Here is a 17,785-nt window from a genome sequence, read left to right as displayed (position 1 = left end):
GCCTTGCGCGGGCCGAACCAGCTTTCGCTGCTTTCAAATCAAATGATATGCAGATCGCCATGGAACCCGGTTCCGGGCCTGCGGGTTACCGCGTGCTTTGCTTGAAAGAGGACATCGATGCCCGCCATTTCGCCTTCGCTGCTGCCGATCCTGATGCTGTTTGCCTCGAACGTCTTCATGACCTTCGCCTGGTACGGCCATCTCAAGTTCAAGGATCATTCGCTCCCCCTTGTCATCATGGTGAGCTGGGGCATCGCCTTCTTCGAATACTGGCTGGCGGTGCCGGCCAATCGCTGGGGCAGCGCGGTCTATAGCGCGGCGCAGCTCAAGACCATGCAGGAGGTGATCACGCTGGTCGTGTTCGCCGGCTTCTCGGTGTTGTATCTGAAGGAGCCGCTGGGCTGGAATCACGCGCTCGGCTTCGCCTTCATCGCCGCCGGCGCGTTCTTCATCTTCCACAAATGGAGCTAGCGCGTTCGCGCTAGCGGTGCGGAGCCGGCTTGGCGGCCGGCGCCGTAACATGCGCGGGGTGCGCACGGTCTTCGCCCTGCGTGCCGGTCACGATCAGGAGCGATGCCGCGAGCAGGATCGCCGCCGACAGCGTCACAGTCACAAGTCCCACGGGGGTCTTCATCATGTCGCGCCGCTGTCTCTCCCGCGCCTTGCCGCGGATCAGGTGCCAAATGGAATTGCTGGATTACGCCGGGATCGATGTCGCCATGCTGATGTTGCTCGCCAGCAGCGTCACGGCGACGACCAGGCACAGCGTCAGTGCGCCAAGCGCGAGCGACGCGGCGATCGCGTTCGTCAGGCGGGATGATGCCACTGGGGCAGGGCGGCCATGGAAGCCTGCCGTGCCGGACCACCGTTTCATGGTGTAAATCCCTCAAGCCGCGAGCGAATCACTCGCGACATCCGAGCGAATCTGCCCAGCGTCACCGGCAACATTGCGGCGGCGAGGTCCCCCGAAAACGGCGAAAATGCGGCCTCAACGGGGGTTTTGCCCGTTATTTGGGCAGTTTCCCCGCTATTCCCGGAATTCAGACCGGTTGTTCAAACGCCTGCCACAAGGCGGGCCTGAGGCTCGGCCCCGGCACCAGGCTGCCAATCCATCGAGACAAATCCGGGGGTCTGCTCGACCCGTTTCAGCCAGGCGCGGATCGACGGGAAGGTGGCCAGGTCGAAGTCGCAGCGGTCGGCGACGTGGGTGTAGCCGTAGAGGGCGATGTCGGCGACCGTGAACTGTTCGGCCGCGAAAAAGGCGTGCCCCTTGAGGTGATTTTCCATCACCTGCAGCGCCGCATAGCCGCGCTCCATCCAGTCCTCGAGCGCGTGCGTCTGCAGGTCGCGCCCGCCCTTGACCAGCGACAGCCAGAAATAGGCGGCGCCGATATTCGGCTCCAGCGCGTGCTGCTCGAAGAACATCCATTGCAGCGCCTCGGCGCGCTCGATCCGCGACTCCGGCGCCAGCGGCGTGCCGATCGCGACGTACCAGAGGATGGCGTTGGACTCGGCGAGATGGCGGCCTTCGGCGACCTCGAGCAACGGCACCTGGCCGCTCGGATTCTTGGCCAGGAAGTCCGGGGTGCGGCTCTCGCCGCGCAGGATGTCGATCTCGATCGCCTGGTATGGCGTGTTCAGCACCGCAAGCGCCAGCCGGACCTTGTAGCTGTTGCCGGAGCGCTGCATCGAATAGAGCTTGTACATTGCGTCGGGGTTCACAGGTTCACTTGGTCTGAGACGGTACGCTTGAAAATTGCGCGGCCTGTCACACCGCAATGCCGCTAAACAATGATGCCGACAGGGGTGCGTCGCAAGCCCTGGAACGTGGAAAAAGTCGAAACGTCTACCGCACTGCACGCGTGCAGAACGATTCCATCAACACGGCAGAACAACTCGGATCACGGCTGCGCGACACTGTGCACGGTGCCGGTCGATGCCATCGATACCTTGGCTGGCGCGCGGCAATTCACAAACGTTAACGCGCCATCCCGATCGCGCGATGTGCCCACCGGCTGCAACGGACCGCCCGCCGTCGGCACCATCTGGCAAGCGCCGCACGGCAATTGTCCTCGGAGCAATCCGCGCCGGCGCACGCGGCCGCAGGCCTTGCCGGCAAGGCTGGAGCGGCCATCAGCGGACTTGCCGGATATGAGTCATTTGGGGCCGGAACTTGCGGAATATTGCGCGTGTTGCGAGCCATGCGGGAAAGTTTTGGTGCTTAACCGCCAAGCTTCTTGCGATGCAGCGGCGACAGGCCTAGGGTGCCGCGATCCCATTCAAATCAAGTCGTGGCCCAACGGCTCACGACGTTTGCCAGGAGATGATAATGGCCTTCCTGTCCGCTGCGCTCGACCGTGTGAAGCCGTCCGCGACGATCGCGGTCACGGACAAAGCACGCGCGCTGAAAGCCGCGGGCCGCAACGTCATCGGCCTCGGCGCCGGCGAGCCTGACTTCGACACGCCCGCCAACATCAAGCTGGCTGCGATCCACGCGATCGAGGCCGGCAAGACCAAGTACACCGATGTCGGCGGCATTCCGGAGCTCAAGGAAGCCATCATCAACAAGTTCTCGCGCGAGAACGGCCTGAGCTACAAGCCGAACCAGATCATCGTCGGCACCGGCGGCAAGCAGGTGCTTTACAATGCGCTGATGGCGACCATCAATCCGGGTGACGAGGTGATCATCCCGGCGCCGTATTGGGTCAGCTATCCCGAAATGGTCGCGCTCGCCGGCGGCGAGTCAGTGCCGGTGGTTTGCCCGGCCTCGACCGGCTTCAAGCTGCGCCCGGAAGATCTCGAGAAGGCGATCACGCCGAAGACCAAGTGGGTGATCCTGTGCTCGCCGTCGAACCCGACCGGCTCGGCCTATACTCGGAGCGAGCTCAAGGCGATCACCGACGTGCTGGTCAAGCATCCGCATGTCTGGGTGATGACCGACGACATGTACGAGCACCTCGTGTATGACGACTTCGTCTTCACCACGGCCGCGCAGGTCGAGCCGAGCCTTTACGAGCGCACGCTGACCGTGAACGGCGTGTCGAAGGCCTACTGCATGACCGGCTGGCGCATCGGCTATGCCGGCGGCCCGGCGCAGCTGATCAAGGCGATGGCGACGATCCAGTCGCAGTCGACCTCGAACCCGTCGTCGATCGCGCAGTGGGCGTCGGTCGAGGCGCTCAACGGTCCGCAGGACTTCATCGCCGCGAACAACAAGGTGTTCAAGGAGCGCCGCGACCTCGTGGTGTCGATGCTCAACCAGGCGAACGGCATCGAGTGCCCGCGGCCGGAAGGCGCGTTCTACGTCTATCCGTCCTGCGCCGGTACGATCGGCAAGAAGGCGCCCTCGGGCAAGGTGATCGACAACGACGAGGCGTTCGTCACCGAGCTGCTCGAGAGCGAAGGCGTCGCGGTCGTGCAGGGGTCGGCGTTCGGCCTCGGACCCGCGTTCCGCATCTCCTACGCCACCAAGACCTCGGATCTCGAGGATGCTTGCAAGCGCATCCAGCGCTTCTGCGGTAATCTGCGGTAATCGGTCTGAACTAAGAAACTGGGAAACGCTCCCGCACCTGGTGCGGGAGCGTTTCTGTTTGTGTGCTGAGATCGCGCGGCGGTAAAATCGCGGAGTCAAATCACAACCTGCTCATCTCACGCGTGTGTGCGCGAACTTCGATGCCACACGCGGGAAGTTTTTACGGCGTCTTTGCGAACTGCCTTGTTTTGGACACGACCCTTGCATTCTGTCCGCCGCACAAATTCAGTTCACCTTGCGGAGACAGACCAATGCGACTTTCGACTCTCACCCTTGCAGCGCTTGCGTTGCTGGCGCCGTTCGCCACCGCCAACGCGGCACCCCAGCAGGTTCAGGCCGGGGTTCTGCAATGCCAGGGCGGCGAGAACGTCGGCTTCGTCGTCGGCTCTGTTGCCCGCCTCGAGTGCGTGTTCCAGAGCGGCGGCCGCCGTCCTGAGCCTTATGTTGCGACCGTGAAGCGGATCGGCGTCGACCTCGGCGTCACCGCGACGACCCAGCTCGCCTGGGCCGTGAGCGCGCCGACCACGCAGCTTCCGCGCGGTGCGCTTGCCGGCAGCTACGGCGGCGTCGGCGTCAACGCGTCGGTCGGCCTTGGTGCCGGCGGTAACTTCCTGTTCGGCGGCCCGAACAACGCCTATGCGCTGCAGCCGATCAGCGTGCAGGGCCAGACCGGCCTCAACGTTGCGGCCGGCATCGCCGGGATCGATCTCGAGCCGGTCCGCACCGCCGGTCCGCGCCGGCATCATCGTCACCACCGTCATCATCACCACCACTAAGCTGGTCGGTGTTCGATCAAAGAGGCCCGCGAAAGCGGGCCTCTTTTTTTGCGGTCTGTCGTTTTGTTGTCGGTTGCGTGACAGACTCTGCAGGGGGCGCGGGGCATAGCAATAGCGCCACATCCTGCAACAATTGGTGGCCGAGCACCGCAAATTCTGGCTGCACAATCGATGTTGTGGCATAGGATGCGAAAGGCGCCACAGACACGGCGCCGTTCTGCTCTCTGCTCGCGTCATGCCTCTCAGCCGGAGACTCCCCAACATGCGTCGCTTCACTCTCCTCGCCGGTGCCGCCATCGCCACGCTGACCGCAATCGTTGGCGCCGACGCCCAACAGCCGAGCCAGCGCGTTCAGGTCGGCGTCCTGGAATGCCGCGGTGGCGCGAGTGTCGGCTTCATCGTCGGCTCCGTGACCCATCTCGGTTGCGTGCTGCGCGCCAATGGCCTGCCTGAGGATCGCTACATCGCGACCATCCAAAAGGTCGGCATCGATCTCGGCATCACCCAGGAATCGGCGCTGGCCTGGGGCGTCTACGCACCGGTGGAGCGGCTCGGGCCGGGTGCGCTCTCCGGCAATTATGCCGGCGCGCAGGGCAGCGCGACACTCGGCGTCGGCGTCGGCGGCAATGTGCTGGTCGGCGGCTCCGACAACACGATCGCCCTGCAGCCGCTCAGCGTGCAGGGCCAGGTCGGCGTCAACATCGCCGCCGGTCTCGAGAGCCTGGAGCTGCGTCCCGGCCGCTAACGCCCGCGCGCGGCGTTCTGCAATCTGCCGAAGAAGCCGCGGGCTTCTTCGGCAACGATCCCGGGCGCCTCGGCGTGAACATAATGCCCGGTGTCGACGAACCTGATCGAAGGTTCGCTCCAATAGTCCCCCAGCCTGTCCGACCATTCCGGCGCGATCAGCGGATCACGGCGGCCCCAGAGAAAGCGCGAAGGGATTTCGATGCGCGGCTGCGCCGGCAGTCTGCCTTCCAGCCAGAGCCTGCGATTGGGCGCGGACGAGAGATACCAGTCGAAGCCACCCTGGATGTTGCCCGGCTTCATGAAGTTATCGACATAGGCTTCGAGCAGGTCGTCGCCGAATACGGCGGGATCGTCGCCCGACCAATGGTCGAGGAAATGGCGGAAGTAGAGCCGGCATGACTCGCGCGAGCTTCCGACCAGTTGCGCGGCCCATGGCAGCTGCTGGAAGTATTGATACCAGACCTCGATGAGGTGGCCGGGCTCGCCGTAGCGTTGGCCGAGGCCCGGATAGGGCGTGCAGAGATAGAGCGTGCCGGTCAGCCGCTGCGGCTGACGATGCGACATCGCCTGCATGACATAGGCGCCGAGATCGCCGCCGATCACGCCGAAGCTGATATGACCGAGCGCGTCCATGACCGCGAACATGTCCAGCGCGTGGCGCTCCGCGGTGGCGGACGCGTCAGGTCCGGGCACCGGCTTGCCGGTGTCGCCGCAGCCGCGCAGGTCCGGCGCGATCAGCTCGAAACTGTCGCCGAGCCGCAGCATCAGCGGGCGCCACACCAGCCAGAACTCCGGCCAGCCATGGAGCAGGAGCAGCGCCGGCCCCTTGCCGAAACGTGCGACGTTGACGGACAGGCCGCCGATGTCGATCTTCTGTTGCGTGATGCCGGCCGCGGCTGCGTCCGCGAAAGCTTTTTCCAGTGCGGTCATGTTGACCTCCTGTGGTTTGCCGCAGGCTGTCCGCGTTCGCGCGTCCGGTCCAATACCCGTTCGATACGGTAGCAGAGCTATTGCGTATGGCTGCCGGCGCCGGCCGCCGTGCTATATCGCCGGCATGGAATTGCGACACCTCAGATATTTCGTGGCGCTCGGCGAGGAATTGAATTTCACCCGCGCGGCCGAGCGGCTGCACATCGCACAGCCGCCGCTGAGCCAGCAAATCCGCCAGCTCGAGGACGAGCTCGGCGTGACGCTGCTGCAGCGGAATAGCCGTCCGATCAGGCTTACCGAGGCCGGCGAGCTGTTTCTTGAGCGTGCACGCGCGCTGCTCGCAAGTTTCGAGAGCGCGGTTGCGGACACGCGGCGCGTCGGTCGCGGCCAGGCCGGCAAGCTTGCGATCGGATTCGTCGGCTCCGCGATGTTTGCCGGCCTGCCCGATATCATCGGCGCCTATCGCGACGCCTGTCCCGATGTCGAGCTCGTGCTCGACGAGATGCTGGCGGCGGAGACTGCCGAGGCGCTGCGGCGGCGCCGGATCGACGTCGGCTTCGCACGCCCGGCGCTGTTGCCCGAAGCGGGGCTCGCGCAGCGCCTGATCCTCGATGAGCCCTATGTCGCGGCGCTGCCGCGCACGCATCCCCTCGCGGCGCGCGGCGACATTGCGCTCGCCGAACTGTCCGACGATGCCTTCGTGCTCTATCCGGCGCAGCCGGAGCCTTCGGTTACCGGCCTGATCGTCGCGGCCTGCCAGGCCGCCGGCTTCACGCCGCGGCTCGCACAGGAAGTTCTACATCTGCAAACCGCGATCGGCCTGATCGCCGCCGGTGTCGGCGTGTCGCTCGTACCTGAAGGCGCGGCGCGCGCGCAGACCGGTCGCGGCGTGTCGTACGTTCGGCTTGCCGCGCCTGTTGTGACGGCTCCGCTCACGATTGCGTGGCGCGAGGAAGATGTGTCGCCTGCCGTGCAGCGCCTGCTCGACATCGTGCAGCGCTGGCGCGAGATTGCGCCGGGACTTGCGCCAAGGAACTGATGCATCGGACGCAATCGTCCGGCGAATGACGGCGCGCAGCTCCGCCGTCGCAAACTTCCGCGACGCCGCACCGCAGCGACGTTTTCCCGCTTGCCAAATGTCAAACGCAGGCAGAGCATAAACGGTCGCCGACCCAATCATGGGCCGAGCTCCAACACGAGGAGGCGGCAATGGGACAAGACGTCAGAAGTCCCCGAGGTCCACGGTGCATCGCGCTGGTGGGCCCTTTCCAAAGCGGTAAAACCACACTTCTGGAAGCGATCCTGGCGCGTACTGGCGCCATCAAGACTGCCGGCAGCGTCGATGCCGGAACCTCCGTCGGCGATGCCAGCCCCGAGGCACGTCAACACAAGATGGGCGTAGGCCTGACCGCCGCGACCACCACCTTTATGGGGGACAGCTACACCTTTATCGATTGTCCCGGCTCGATCGAGTTCGCGCACGACATGCGTGCCGCGTTGCCGGCGGTCGATGCCGCGGTCGTGGTCTGCGAGGCTGACGAGAAGAAGCTGCCGCAGCTGCAGATCATCCTGCGCGAGCTCGAGGAGCTCGGGATTCCCCGTTTCCTGTTCCTGAACAAGATCGACCGCGCCAACAAGCGCGTCCGCGAGACGCTTGCGACGCTACAGCCGGCGTCGCGCGTACCGCTGGTGCTGCGCCAGATCCCGATCTGGAATGGCGATCTGATCGAAGGCTTCGTCGATCTCGCGCTGGAGCGCGCCTTCGTCTATCGCGAGCATAAGCCGTCGGAGGTGATGGCGCTGGAAGGCGGCAATCTCGATCGCGAGAAGGAAGCGCGCTTCTCGATGCTGGAGAAGCTCGCCGATCACGACGATGCGCTGATGGAGCAATTGCTGGAGGATATCCAGCCGCCGCGCGATGCCGTGTTCGACGATCTCGCGCGCGAACTGCGCGAAGGGCTGATCTGTCCGGTGCTGCTTGGTGCGGCGAGCCGTGAGAACGGCGTGCTCCGCCTGATGAAGGCGCTGCGCCACGAGGCGCCCGGCGTCACTGAGACTGCCGCGCGGCTCGGCATCAAGGACCAGAAGGATGCGCTGGCCTATGTGTTCAAGACCGTGCATCTGCAGCACGGCGGCAAGCTGTCGCTGGCGCGCGTGCTCGCAGGCCGGCTCGACGACGGCGCGACGCTGCAATCCTCGAGCGGCGAGAGCGGGCGGGTTTCCGGCATCCTCGCGGTCTCGGGTACGCATGACAGCAAGCGGCCGCAGGCCGAAGCCGGCGACGCGGTCGCGCTCGGCAAGCTCGATGCGATCAAGACCGGCGATACGGTGTCGAGCGGCAAGACCGCCCCGGCCTCGCTGGTCAAGATCGAGCCGGTGGCGGCGGTGCTGTCGATCTCGATCGCCGCGACCGACCGCAAGGACGACGTCAAGCTCGGCCAGGCGCTGCTGCGGCTGAATGAGGAGGATCCGTCGCTGACGATGATCCAGAACCCGCGCACCCACGACACCGTGCTGTGGGGGCAGGGCGAGATGCATCTGCGCGTCGCGCAGGAACGGCTGAAGGACCGCTACGGCGTCAACGTCAAATCGCATCCGCCGGCGATCGGTTATCAGGAGACCATCCGCAAGGCGGTCACCCAGCGCGGCCGGCACAAGAAGCAGTCCGGCGGCCACGGCCAGTTCGGCGACGTCGTGCTCGACATCAAGCCGAAGCCGCGCGGAAGCGGCTTCGAATTCCACGAGAAGGTGGTCGGCGGCGCGGTGCCGCGCAACTATATCGGCGCGGTGGAGGAGGGGGTGGTCGACGCGCTCACGCGCGGCCCGCTCGGCTTCCCCGTGATCGACGTCGACGTCACGCTGACCGACGGCTCCTATCACAGCGTCGACTCCTCCGACCTTGCGTTCCGCACCGCGGCGCGGGTCGGCGTCAGCGAGGCGCTGCCGCAGTGCCAGCCGGTGCTGCTGGAGCCGATCCACATGGTCGAGATCGTCTGTCCGACCGATGCGACCGCCAAGATCAACGCGATCCTGTCGGCGCGCCGCGGCCAGATCCTCGGCTTCGACACCCGCGAGGGCTGGAGCGGCTGGGACTGCGTCCGTGCCACGATGCCGGAATCCGAGATCGGCGACCTCATCGTCGAGCTGCGCTCCGCCACCGCCGGCGCCGGCACCTTCACCCGCCAGTTCGACCGCATGGCCGAAGTGACGGGCCGCGCCGCCGACCAGATCATCGCCGCGCATCGCGACGCGGCGTGAGGCTGTAACAGTCATCCCGGGCGCGCAAAACTTGCGCCCGGGACTCGCGGCTACATTTGGTTCTGTCACTATCGGCCTGCAACGATGTGCAATTACACATTGTAGAATGACCGACACTATCCCGCCACGGAGTGCGCCTACTCGTCGATCCCGGTTTGGACGGTGAGGGCAGGACCGTGCGCGTGTGGTCGAAAGTTGCCGCGTTGGCAGGCGTACTGTTGATGCATGGCGTATTTGCGCAAGACAAGCCGATGGAATTGACGCCGGCCGGCAAGGCCGTTTTGCAGGATTTGATCGCGCAGAGGCCCTCACCCTACGACACTCCCTCGTCTGGCCCCCTGCCAATGTGCGCGTTTCCCGGCGGTCTGTGTGGAGCGGTGCACCGCGACGGTACGGTCGCGGTATTTCCCCGCTACGACTGGATCGGCACATTCTCGGATCAGCGGGCCGCCGTCCGCCTCGGCGGTCTCTACGGCTTCATCGACGAGGACGGCCACGAGATCGTCAAACCACAATACCGCATCGTCGACGACTATCGGTTCGGCTTCGCGCAGGTCGATGTGGATGGAAGGTCCGGTCTGATCGACCAGGACGGCAAGATGGTGATCGAGCCGAAATATGGATTCATCCGAGCGATCAGTCCTGATCGTTTTGCCGTATCGGAAGACCGGCACCTGGGCGGTATGACCGGCGGGGAGGACTTTTCCAGTAGCCGGGTCGCGTTTACGCCGTCCGGCGAAGCGAGCTTCAGCGTCAGCGCCCCTGAGCCGTCCCTCACCGATGTCATCGACGTCCAGGGCCGATTGATCGAGTCGCGCAAACCGCCGATTCCTGGGTTCGACAACAATCCGGCACTCCGCTGGGTGCAAAAGGACAAGCTTTGGGGGCTGATGCGCGCAGACGGAAGCTGGCTCGTCGAGCCGAAATTCCAGCAGGTGAGTGCGTTGAATAACGGGCTCGCACGCGTGACCGTCAACGGCAAGGTCGGCTTTATCGACCGGCGGGGAAACTTCGTCATCGAGCCGGTTTTCGACAAAGCCGGGTGGTTCATTGCGGGCTTCGATCGCACCTCGGCCGAGCGCGACGGCATCGTGGGCGTGATCGACAAGTCAGGTGCATGGATTTTCCAGACCAATTATCAACAGCTTCAGTTTGCCTTTGCCAGCCTCAAGTCCGATCACCCGGGCGCTGTGTTTGGCTGGCACTTCAAGACGGCCGACCGGTGGGGGCTTCTAGACCTCAATGGCCGCGTAATTATCGACGCCGAATACGATCAGCCGATCGGGCAATGCGCCGATGGCCGGCTCGACGCGTACAAGAACAAGGAAGCGCTCTACTTCAAGGCGGACGGCAGCCCGCTGCAGCCGCCCGACGGCCGGCTTATCGACGCGTCGTGCTATGGCGGCACTCCGCCATTCATTCTGAAGATCGGAGACAAATTCGGTTTGGTCGACGCCGGCTCGAACCCAGTGACGCCTGTGGTGTTTGACGCGATCGTCTGGGCCGGACCGGACGTCAAGAATGCCAAGCTTCACGGCAAATGGGGTCGCCTTGGGCCCGATGGACATTGGGTGCTCGAACTCAAATTCGACTACCTCTCAACCGGCGCCGGCCTCTTCGTCGCATCGATCGACGGCAAGCGCGGCTTCATGCGCTCGGACGGATCATGGCTGATCGAGCCGAAATTCGACGCGGCCGCACTGCGTCGCGAAAATGACACCGCCTTTGTGACCCTGTCCGGAGCGACCGGCGTGCTCCGGCTTTCGGATCAATCCTGGGTCATTCCGCCGCGGCCGGGCGTTCTGTGCGATGTCAGTATCAGTCCCGTGATGGTGTCGGAAGCCGCGGGCAAGCGCGCTATCCTGTCGCGAACCGGGGAGACGTGGATCGACATTGGCGCCGAACGCGTGGGGGTCAACGTCGATTTCGGCCTCCTGACCTTTCTCAGGGACGGCAAGTGGGGGCTGGTCGATACCGCCGGGCTAGTGATGGTCGAGCCGCAGTTCGACGAGCCGGTCTACTTCACGCCGCGCCTACGCGGCGTGGCGTGGGCCAAGCGCGACGGCAAATGGTGTGCGATCGACCGGCGCGCTCACTCGGTCCCGGGCGTCGCTTGCCTCGATACCAACCCCCTGGGTCGCGACAACCGCTTCGAGTGCAAAGTTGAGCGGTGACTTCCTGCGATCACGCCCTGCGCGGGCGTGATCGTTGGCAGGATGGCCGGAGGCCGCTAGCTTGTGTCCCTGATGGGGGCGCAACGACATCATGCTTGAATCCCGCCGTAACCTGGCGCTGGCCTGCGCGCTCAGCGCGCTGGCCGGCTATGTCGACGGCATCGGCTATCTGCATCTTGGCGGGCTGTTCGTGTCCTTCATGAGCGGCAACTCGACGCGGCTCGGCGTGACCTTGGCCGAGGGCCATTGGCAGCACGCTCTGGATGCACTGGAACTGATCGTGCTGTTCGTCGCCGGCGCCGCGGCCGGCAGCCTCATCGTGCTCAGCCGCATCGCGCATCGCCAGCCCCTGGTCCTGCTGGTCGAGGCGCTGCTGCTGATGGCGGCGGCGATCGCCTATGCCTACGGCCTGCCGAACACCGCGGTCGTCGCCATCGTGCTGGCGATGGGGCTCGAGAACGCCGTGTTCCAGCTCGAAGGCGGGGCCGGGCTTGGCCTGACCTATGTCACGGGCGCGCTGGTCAAGGCGGGGCAGCTGATCGCTGCCGCCCTGACCGGCGGTGCGCCCTGGGCCTGGCTGCCTAACGTCCTGCTGTGGGCGGCGCTGGTCGCGGGCGCTCTGCTCGGGGCACTTGCCTACCGCTGGATCAATCTCGGTGCGATCCGGTTTGCCGCGGGCACCGCGTTCGCCCTCAGCGCGCTGGTTGCCGCAACCGCGAAGCGGATGGATTGACAGCGCGCCTGCCTTGGCCGATGTCACGGCCATGACATCCCAAGGCAATGCTCAAGACAACACCCAAGGTAAAACCCGCGCCGCGTGCCTGATCGGCTGGCCGGCGGCGCATTCCCGCTCGCCGCTGATCCATCATTACTGGCTGCGCACACTCGGCATCGACGGCGGCTATGTGATCGAGGCGGTGCCGCCGGAGGATTTCAAGGATTTCCTGTTCCGCCTGTCGCTGCGCGGCTTCGTCGGGGCCAACGTCACCATTCCGCACAAGGAGCACGCGCTGGCGCTGTCGACGCCGGATGCGCGCGCCCGCGCCGTCGGCGCCGCCAACACCTTGTGGTTCGCCGATGGCGAGTTGCGCTCGACCAACACCGATGTCGAAGGCTTCATCAACAATCTCGACGCCTGCGCGCCCGGCTGGGACAACACGGAAGACGCGCTGGTGCTCGGCGCCGGCGGCGCGGCCCGTGCGGTGGTGTTCGGCCTGATCGAGCGCGGGATCGCGCGCGTGCATCTGGTCAACCGCACCATCGACCGCGCCCGCGCGCTTGCCGATCAGTTCGGCGCACGCGTTCATCCCGCGACGTGGGACACGGTCGGCGAGGTGCTGCCGCGCGCAGGGCTGCTGGTGAACGCCACGTCGCTCGGCCAGCATGGCCAGCCCGCGCTCGAGGTCGATGTGCGGTTGCTGCCGCAAAATGCGGTTGTTTCCGATATTGTCTATGTGCCGCTGGTGACGCCGCTGCTCGCCGCAGCCGAGGCGCGTGGCCTGAAGACCGCCGACGGCCTCGGCATGCTGCTGCATCAGGCGGTGCGCGGTTTCGAATTGTGGTTCGGACAGCGCCCGCAGGTCACGGCGGAATTGCGTGCGCTTGTCGAGGCCGATCTCACAAAGACTTGAGGCCTGGAATAGCGTCTCCGGAACGGTGTCTCGTGTTAGTCCCCCCGCGTTCCCTCCCGGAGATCAATGATGCCTGCCAGCCGTTCCCATGTCATTCGTCCGTTCATTGCGCTTGCGATGGTGACGGCATCCACGCTTTACGCGCTGGCGCAGCAGCCGCCGACGCGGGTGCGTGGAACCGTCGAGAGCGTCGACGGCGATACGCTCGCGGTGAAGTCGCGCGGCGGCGAGGACGTCAAGCTGCACATGGCGGGCAATATGGTGGTGCTCGGCCTCACCAAGATCGCGCTGTCCGACATCAAGGTCGGTTCCTTCATCGGTACGACCACGGTGCCGGGGCCCGACGGCGTGCCGAAGGCGGTCGAGGTGCATGTCTTCCCCGAAAACATGCGCGGCACCGGCGAAGGCTCGCGACCGTATGATCTGAAGCCCAACAGCAGCATGACCAACGCCACGGTCGCGGAATCCGTCGTCGGCAATGACGGTCATACATTGCTGGTCAAGTACAAGGACGGCGAGAAGAAGGTGCAGGTCACGCCCGACACGCCGGTCGTGACCTATGTTCCCGGCGACAAGGCCGACCTGAAGGCCGGCGCCAAGGTCATCGCCTTCATGAAGAAGCTGCCCGACGGCTCGCTCGAAACCGACCGAATCAGCGTCGGCCGCGACGGCCTCACGCCGCCGATGTGACGCGTGGTTCGTAGCTCGGATGAAGCGAAGCGAAATCCGGGACGGTGCCGACGTTGAGAAAGTCCCGGATTGCGCTTCGCTCCATCCGGGCTACGGGATGACAGTTTCGTTATCGCAGTAACAGCATCCTCATCCGGTCCGTAGTTGTCCTGCGTGTCGCCTTCCCGCGAAGGGGAGGTAGCCGCACGGAATACCTGCAACTCCCCGGTGTTCCCTGATTCGCCAGCCAAACCCATGAGGAACACCATGCCGAAATCGACGCTGTTCGCCGCATTGCTTCTCGTTGCCTTTGCCTCAGCCGCATCGGCGCAACAACCGCCGACGGTGCGCATCCGCGGCACCATCGAGGCCGTCGACGGCGCGATGCTGTCGATCAAGTCGCGCGACGGCGACGATATGAAGGTACGCACGACCGACAACGTCGCGGTGTTCGGCGTCGCCAAGACCGATCTGTCGGAGATCAAGGCCGGTTCCTATATCGGCGTCACCGCGATGCCCGAGCCGGACGGAACGCAGAAGGCGATCGCGGTTCACATCTTCCCGGAAAACCAACGCGGCGCCGCGGAAGGTTTTCGTCCCTGGGACCTGCGCGCCAACTCGACCATGACCAACGCCACCGTCGCCGAGACCGTGGAGGGCACCGACGGCCAGAACATCCTGGTGAAATACAAGGACGGCGAGAAGAAAGTCGTGGTGCCGCCGGGAACCCCGGTCGTCACCTTCGTCTCCGGCGACAAGTCGGAGCTGAAGCCGGGCGCCAAGATCATCATCTTCGGCGCGGTGAAGAAGGACGACGGCACGCTGGAAGCCAACCGTGTCAACGTCGGCCGCGACGGCATCGCACCGCCGATGTGACGCGAAGGCCAGTCTCTCTCAACACGTCGTCCCGGCGAAAGCCGGGACCCATAACCACAGGGTTAAGTTGTTGAAGTGCGCTGTGGCCCCAGCCATGCGCAACAATATCGATCGGTGGTTATGGGTCCCGGGTCGCGCTTCGCTTGCCCGGGACGACGCGGAGTTTGCAGCTGCGCTAAACCGCCAGCACCTTGTCGTCGATCTCGGCGATGGTGTTGACGCCGCACAGCCCCATCGTGGTGGTGAGCTCCTTGCCCAGGATGTCGAGCGCCTTGGCGACGCCGGCCTCGCCGCCGGCGCCGAGGCCGTAGGCGTAGGCGCGGCCGATCATGCAGGACTTCGCGCCGAGCGCGAGCGCGCGCATGATGTCCATGCCGGTGCGGATGCCGCCGTCGAACATGATCTCGAGCTTCGAGCCGACCTCGTCGACGATCTCCGGCAGCACCTCGATCGAGGACGGCGCGCCGTCGAGCTGGCGGCCGCCATGGTTGGACACCACGATCGCCTGCGCGCCGGTCTTGGCCGCGAGCTCGGCGTCCTCGACATCGAGAATCCCCTTAAGGATCAGCTTGCCCGGCCAGATGCTGCGGATCCAGTCGATGTCCTTCCAGTTCAGCGTGGTATCGAACTGCGAGGCGGTCCATTCCGACAGCTTGGTCAGATCCTCGGTGCCTTTGACATGACCGACGATGTTGCCGAAGCTGCGGCGCTTGCCGCGCAGCACGCCGGCGACCCATGACGGCTTGCTCGCGAAGTCCAAGAGCTTCGACAGCGACCATTCCGGCGGCACCGTCATGCCGTTCTTGATGTCCTGGTGGCGCTGGCCGATCACCTGCAGGTCGACGGTGAGCACCAGCGCCGAGCATTTCGCCGCGATCGCGCGCTCGATCAGCGACTTGATGAAACCGCGGTCCTTCATGACGTAGAGCTGGAACCAGAACGGCTTGTCGACGGCGGCCGCAATATCCTCGATCGAGCAGATCGACATCGTGCTCTGGGTGAAGGGAATGCCGGCCGCTTGCGCCGCGCGGCAGGCGTAGATCTCGCCGTCGCCGTGCTGCATGCCGAGCAGGCCGACCGGCGCCAGGATCAGCGGCATCGCCGAGGGCTCACCGAGGATCGTGGTCGCCAGGCTGCGCTTGGACACATCGACCAGGATGCGCTGGCGGAACTTGATCTGCTGCAAGTCTTCGGAGTTGGCGCGCAGCGTATCCTCGGTGTAGGAGCCGCGGTCAGCATAATCGAAAAACGCCTTCGGCACCCTGCGCTTGTGCAGCTGGCGCAGATCTTCGATGCAGGTAATGTGCTTCATGGACGTTCCCGGCCCTTCTTCTCGGTCGCAAGTTCGATGGAGACGTCTTGCGGGTGTTCAGTCTTGCCGTCATCTAGCATGGTTGGATGGCCCGCCAAATCTGAAGACGGATGGGAGAGCACGATGACGCAATCAGGCTCCAAGCCGAAGCCAGACGAGAATGCCGAAAAGCGCCGGCTCGATGAGGCCCTGGAAGAGGGCCTGGAGGAGACGTTTCCCGGTTCCGACCCCGTCAATGTGACCCAGCCGGCCCCCAGCAAGGGTGACCAGCACGTCAAGCGAGGCGACAAGAGGTAGGGGACAGCAGTCGTTCCCGGGGATTGCCTGAAGGGCCATAATGATATATTTTTCAGCGGCTTAATGCCGAAAAACGCGGTTCGGCCGCGGTAATGATTCATCATATTTTTTGAAGTCATTTTAGCGCCTGGCAGTCTATAAGGCCGATGCACGCTACACTGGTAGGCGTTCAGGACTCTCTCGCCGGGTGGTTCGAGAGGTCCGTGTTGGGGGTATCATGAGCCGCAAATATTTCGGGACCGATGGAATTCGGGGCCGCGCCAATGGGCTGATCACGCCGGAGCTCGCGCTCAAGGTGGGGCAGGCCGCAGGGCTGGTGTTTCAGCGTGGCGACCATCGCCATCGCGTCGTGATCGGCAAGGACACGCGGCTGTCCGGCTATATGATCGAATACGCCATGGTCGCAGGGTTCACCTCGGTCGGCATGGACGTGCTGCTGGTCGGCCCGATGCCGACGCCGGCGATCGCGATGCTGACCAAGTCGATGCGCGCCGATCTCGGCGTCATGATCTCGGCGTCGCATAATCTTTTCGAGGACAACGGCATCAAGCTGTTCGGCCCGCAGGGCTTCAAGCTCTCCGACGATGTCGAGAAGCAGATCGAGCAGCTGCTCGACGAATCGCTCGACCGCCGCCTGGCGCAGAGCGCGAGCCTCGGCCGCGCCCGCCGCATCGACGGCGTCCACGACCGCTACATCGAATTCGCCAAGCGCACCTTGCCGCGCGACCTCTCGCTCGACGGCCTGCGTGTCGTGGTCGATTGCGCCAATGGCGCCGCCTACAAGGTGGTGCCGGAAGCGCTGTGGGAACTCGGCGCCGATGTGGTGCCGATCGGGGTCGAACCCGACGGCTTCAACATCAACAAGGAATGCGGCTCGACCTCGCCGGAAGCGCTGTCGCGGAAGGTGCGCGAGATGCGCGCCGACATCGGCATCGCGCTCGATGGCGACGCCGATCGCGTCATCCTGGTCGACGAGCGCGGCCACATCGTCGACGGCGACCAGCTGCTCGCGGTGATCGCGCAGAGCTGGAAGGAAGAGGGGCGCCTGGCCAAGCCCGGCATCGTCACGACCGTGATGTCCAATCTCGGGCTGGAGCGCTTCCTGCAGGGCCACGGGATTTCGATGGTCCGCACGCCGGTCGGCGACCGCTATGTGCTCGAGCAGATGCTGAGCGGCGGCTACAATCTCGGCGGCGAGCCGTCCGGCCATATCATCATGTCGGACTATTCGACCACCGGCGACGGCTTCGTCGCTGCGTTGCAGGTGCTGGCCGTGGTGCAGAAGCTGCGCCGCCCGGTGTCGGAGATCTGCCGGCGTTTCGATCCATTGCCGCAAATCCTGAAGAACGTGCGCTATCGCAGCGGCAAGCCGCTCGACGACGCCGAGGTCAAGTCCGCGATCACCGACGGCGAGAAGCGCCTCAACGGCCATGGCCGTCTGCTGATCCGCCCCTCCGGCACCGAGCCGGTGATCCGCGTCATGGGCGAGGGTGACGATCGCATCCTGGTGGAAGAGGTCGTCGACAACATCGTCAGCGCACTCGGCCACGCCGCTGCGGCTTAGGGCTGCTGTTCTCCAGGGC

18 protein-coding genes are annotated in these 17,785 nt (G+C 64.9%); 13 read left to right on the top strand and 5 right to left on the bottom strand.

What is annotated here, in order from left to right; translation table 11 throughout:
* The first annotated feature begins 117 nt into the window (after positions 1-117).
* Entirely contained in the window at positions 118-471 is a 354-nt protein-coding gene (locus tag AAFG13_RS20815) for a DMT family protein (RefSeq protein ID WP_212016991.1), read from the top strand.
* Between the two features lie 10 nt (positions 472-481).
* Here the strand turns inward: AAFG13_RS20815 and AAFG13_RS20810 are convergent, their stop codons facing one another.
* The 3 genes from AAFG13_RS20810 to AAFG13_RS20800 form a co-directional block, all read right to left on the bottom strand.
* Positions 482-622 carry a hypothetical protein gene (locus AAFG13_RS20810; protein WP_212316522.1) on the bottom strand — a complete coding sequence of 47 codons (141 nt, stop codon included), beginning with the start codon at positions 620-622 and terminating at the stop codon, positions 482-484.
* A 75-nt stretch (positions 623-697) separates the two neighbouring features.
* A complete protein-coding gene (locus AAFG13_RS20805) occupies positions 698-874 on the bottom strand; it encodes a hypothetical protein (protein WP_173640895.1) in 177 nt (58 codons plus the stop codon).
* Between the two features lie 179 nt (positions 875-1,053).
* Entirely contained in the window at positions 1,054-1,707 is a 654-nt protein-coding gene (locus AAFG13_RS20800; RefSeq protein ID WP_092117422.1) for a glutathione S-transferase family protein, read from the bottom strand.
* A 622-nt stretch (positions 1,708-2,329) separates the two neighbouring features.
* On the opposite strand from AAFG13_RS20800, the gene AAFG13_RS20795 reads away from it, so the two are divergent.
* From AAFG13_RS20795 to AAFG13_RS20785, 3 genes are all read left to right on the top strand, one after another.
* Entirely contained in the window at positions 2,330-3,532 is a 1,203-nt protein-coding gene (locus tag AAFG13_RS20795; protein WP_097673133.1) for a pyridoxal phosphate-dependent aminotransferase, read from the top strand.
* Between the two features lie 251 nt (positions 3,533-3,783).
* Positions 3,784-4,308, top strand: a complete 525-nt coding sequence (locus AAFG13_RS20790) for a DUF992 domain-containing protein (protein WP_212316213.1) — start codon at positions 3,784-3,786, stop codon at positions 4,306-4,308.
* 262 nt (positions 4,309-4,570) lie between these two features.
* On the top strand, positions 4,571-5,053 hold the full coding sequence (locus tag AAFG13_RS20785; protein WP_097673135.1) for a DUF992 domain-containing protein: 483 nt from the start codon (positions 4,571-4,573) through the stop codon (positions 5,051-5,053).
* Here AAFG13_RS20785 and AAFG13_RS20780 read toward each other — a convergent pair.
* A complete protein-coding gene (locus tag AAFG13_RS20780) occupies positions 5,050-5,985 on the bottom strand; it encodes an alpha/beta hydrolase (protein WP_342713190.1) in 936 nt (311 codons plus the stop codon). The genes AAFG13_RS20785 and AAFG13_RS20780 overlap by 4 nt on opposite strands.
* Positions 5,986-6,109: 124 nt before the next feature.
* On the opposite strand from AAFG13_RS20780, the gene AAFG13_RS20775 reads away from it, so the two are divergent.
* The 7 genes from AAFG13_RS20775 (at position 6,110) to AAFG13_RS20745 (ending at position 14,593) form a co-directional block, all read left to right on the top strand.
* Positions 6,110-7,024 carry a LysR substrate-binding domain-containing protein gene (locus AAFG13_RS20775; protein ID WP_342713189.1) on the top strand — a complete coding sequence of 305 codons (915 nt, stop codon included), beginning with the start codon at positions 6,110-6,112 and terminating at the stop codon, positions 7,022-7,024.
* A 170-nt stretch (positions 7,025-7,194) separates the two neighbouring features.
* Complete coding sequence (locus AAFG13_RS20770; protein ID WP_212316210.1) at positions 7,195-9,243, top strand: elongation factor G; 2,049 nt, start codon at positions 7,195-7,197, stop codon at positions 9,241-9,243.
* A gap of 182 nt (positions 9,244-9,425) precedes the next feature.
* Positions 9,426-11,417 carry a WG repeat-containing protein gene (locus AAFG13_RS20765; RefSeq protein WP_212316209.1) on the top strand — a complete coding sequence of 664 codons (1,992 nt, stop codon included), beginning with the start codon at positions 9,426-9,428 and terminating at the stop codon, positions 11,415-11,417.
* A gap of 91 nt (positions 11,418-11,508) precedes the next feature.
* A complete protein-coding gene (locus tag AAFG13_RS20760; protein WP_212316208.1) occupies positions 11,509-12,150 on the top strand; it encodes a YoaK family protein in 642 nt (213 codons plus the stop codon).
* A 31-nt stretch (positions 12,151-12,181) separates the two neighbouring features.
* On the top strand, positions 12,182-13,048 hold the full coding sequence (locus AAFG13_RS20755) for a shikimate dehydrogenase (protein ID WP_342713188.1): 867 nt from the start codon (positions 12,182-12,184) through the stop codon (positions 13,046-13,048).
* Between the two features lie 117 nt (positions 13,049-13,165).
* A complete protein-coding gene (locus tag AAFG13_RS20750) occupies positions 13,166-13,738 on the top strand; it encodes a hypothetical protein (RefSeq protein ID WP_342713368.1) in 573 nt (190 codons plus the stop codon).
* Between the two features lie 246 nt (positions 13,739-13,984).
* The gene (locus AAFG13_RS20745) at positions 13,985-14,593 is read left to right on the top strand and encodes a hypothetical protein (RefSeq protein WP_342713187.1); all 609 of its coding nucleotides are present in this window, start codon (positions 13,985-13,987) and stop codon (positions 14,591-14,593) included.
* A gap of 175 nt (positions 14,594-14,768) precedes the next feature.
* Here AAFG13_RS20745 and AAFG13_RS20740 read toward each other — a convergent pair whose 3' ends face one another.
* Complete coding sequence (locus AAFG13_RS20740; protein WP_342713186.1) at positions 14,769-15,905, bottom strand: alpha-hydroxy acid oxidase; 1,137 nt, start codon at positions 15,903-15,905, stop codon at positions 14,769-14,771.
* Positions 15,906-16,028: 123 nt separating this feature from the next.
* Between AAFG13_RS20740 and AAFG13_RS20735 the strand changes: the two genes are divergently transcribed.
* Positions 16,029-16,202 carry a hypothetical protein gene (locus AAFG13_RS20735; protein ID WP_342713185.1) on the top strand — a complete coding sequence of 58 codons (174 nt, stop codon included), beginning with the start codon at positions 16,029-16,031 and terminating at the stop codon, positions 16,200-16,202.
* Positions 16,203-16,419: 217 nt separating this feature from the next.
* A complete protein-coding gene (gene glmM, locus AAFG13_RS20730; protein WP_092117402.1) occupies positions 16,420-17,766 on the top strand; it encodes a phosphoglucosamine mutase in 1,347 nt (448 codons plus the stop codon).
* The last annotated feature ends 19 nt before the right edge of the window (positions 17,767-17,785 follow it).

It is taken from the genome of Bradyrhizobium sp. B124, from assembly GCF_038967635.1.
Lineage (GTDB): Bacteria > Pseudomonadota > Alphaproteobacteria > Rhizobiales > Xanthobacteraceae > Bradyrhizobium.
This window is presented reverse-complemented; position numbering and strand designations above follow the sequence as displayed.

What these genes read in the sequence shown, in the direction of transcription:
- AAFG13_RS20815 (WP_212016991.1), top strand. Translation starts at nt 118, where the DNA reads ATGCCCGCCATTTCGCCTTCGCTGCTGCCGATCCTGATGCTGTTTGCC.
- AAFG13_RS20805 (WP_173640895.1), bottom strand. Translation starts at nt 874, where the DNA reads ATGAAACGGTGGTCCGGCACGGCAGGCTTCCATGGCCGCCCTGCCCCA.
- AAFG13_RS20800 (WP_092117422.1), bottom strand. Translation starts at nt 1,707, where the DNA reads ATGTACAAGCTCTATTCGATGCAGCGCTCCGGCAACAGCTACAAGGTC.
- AAFG13_RS20795 (WP_097673133.1), top strand. Translation starts at nt 2,330, where the DNA reads ATGGCCTTCCTGTCCGCTGCGCTCGACCGTGTGAAGCCGTCCGCGACG.
- AAFG13_RS20790 (WP_212316213.1), top strand. Translation starts at nt 3,784, where the DNA reads ATGCGACTTTCGACTCTCACCCTTGCAGCGCTTGCGTTGCTGGCGCCG.
- AAFG13_RS20785 (WP_097673135.1), top strand. Translation starts at nt 4,571, where the DNA reads ATGCGTCGCTTCACTCTCCTCGCCGGTGCCGCCATCGCCACGCTGACC.
- AAFG13_RS20780 (WP_342713190.1), bottom strand. Translation starts at nt 5,985, where the DNA reads ATGACCGCACTGGAAAAAGCTTTCGCGGACGCAGCCGCGGCCGGCATC.
- AAFG13_RS20775 (WP_342713189.1), top strand. Translation starts at nt 6,110, where the DNA reads ATGGAATTGCGACACCTCAGATATTTCGTGGCGCTCGGCGAGGAATTG.
- AAFG13_RS20770 (WP_212316210.1), top strand. Translation starts at nt 7,195, where the DNA reads ATGGGACAAGACGTCAGAAGTCCCCGAGGTCCACGGTGCATCGCGCTG.
- AAFG13_RS20760 (WP_212316208.1), top strand. Translation starts at nt 11,509, where the DNA reads ATGCTTGAATCCCGCCGTAACCTGGCGCTGGCCTGCGCGCTCAGCGCG.
- AAFG13_RS20755 (WP_342713188.1), top strand. Translation starts at nt 12,182, where the DNA reads ATGACATCCCAAGGCAATGCTCAAGACAACACCCAAGGTAAAACCCGC.
- AAFG13_RS20750 (WP_342713368.1), top strand. Translation starts at nt 13,166, where the DNA reads ATGGTGACGGCATCCACGCTTTACGCGCTGGCGCAGCAGCCGCCGACG.
- AAFG13_RS20745 (WP_342713187.1), top strand. Translation starts at nt 13,985, where the DNA reads ATGCCGAAATCGACGCTGTTCGCCGCATTGCTTCTCGTTGCCTTTGCC.
- AAFG13_RS20740 (WP_342713186.1), bottom strand. Translation starts at nt 15,905, where the DNA reads ATGAAGCACATTACCTGCATCGAAGATCTGCGCCAGCTGCACAAGCGC.
- AAFG13_RS20735 (WP_342713185.1), top strand. Translation starts at nt 16,029, where the DNA reads ATGACGCAATCAGGCTCCAAGCCGAAGCCAGACGAGAATGCCGAAAAG.
- glmM (WP_092117402.1), top strand. Translation starts at nt 16,420, where the DNA reads ATGAGCCGCAAATATTTCGGGACCGATGGAATTCGGGGCCGCGCCAAT.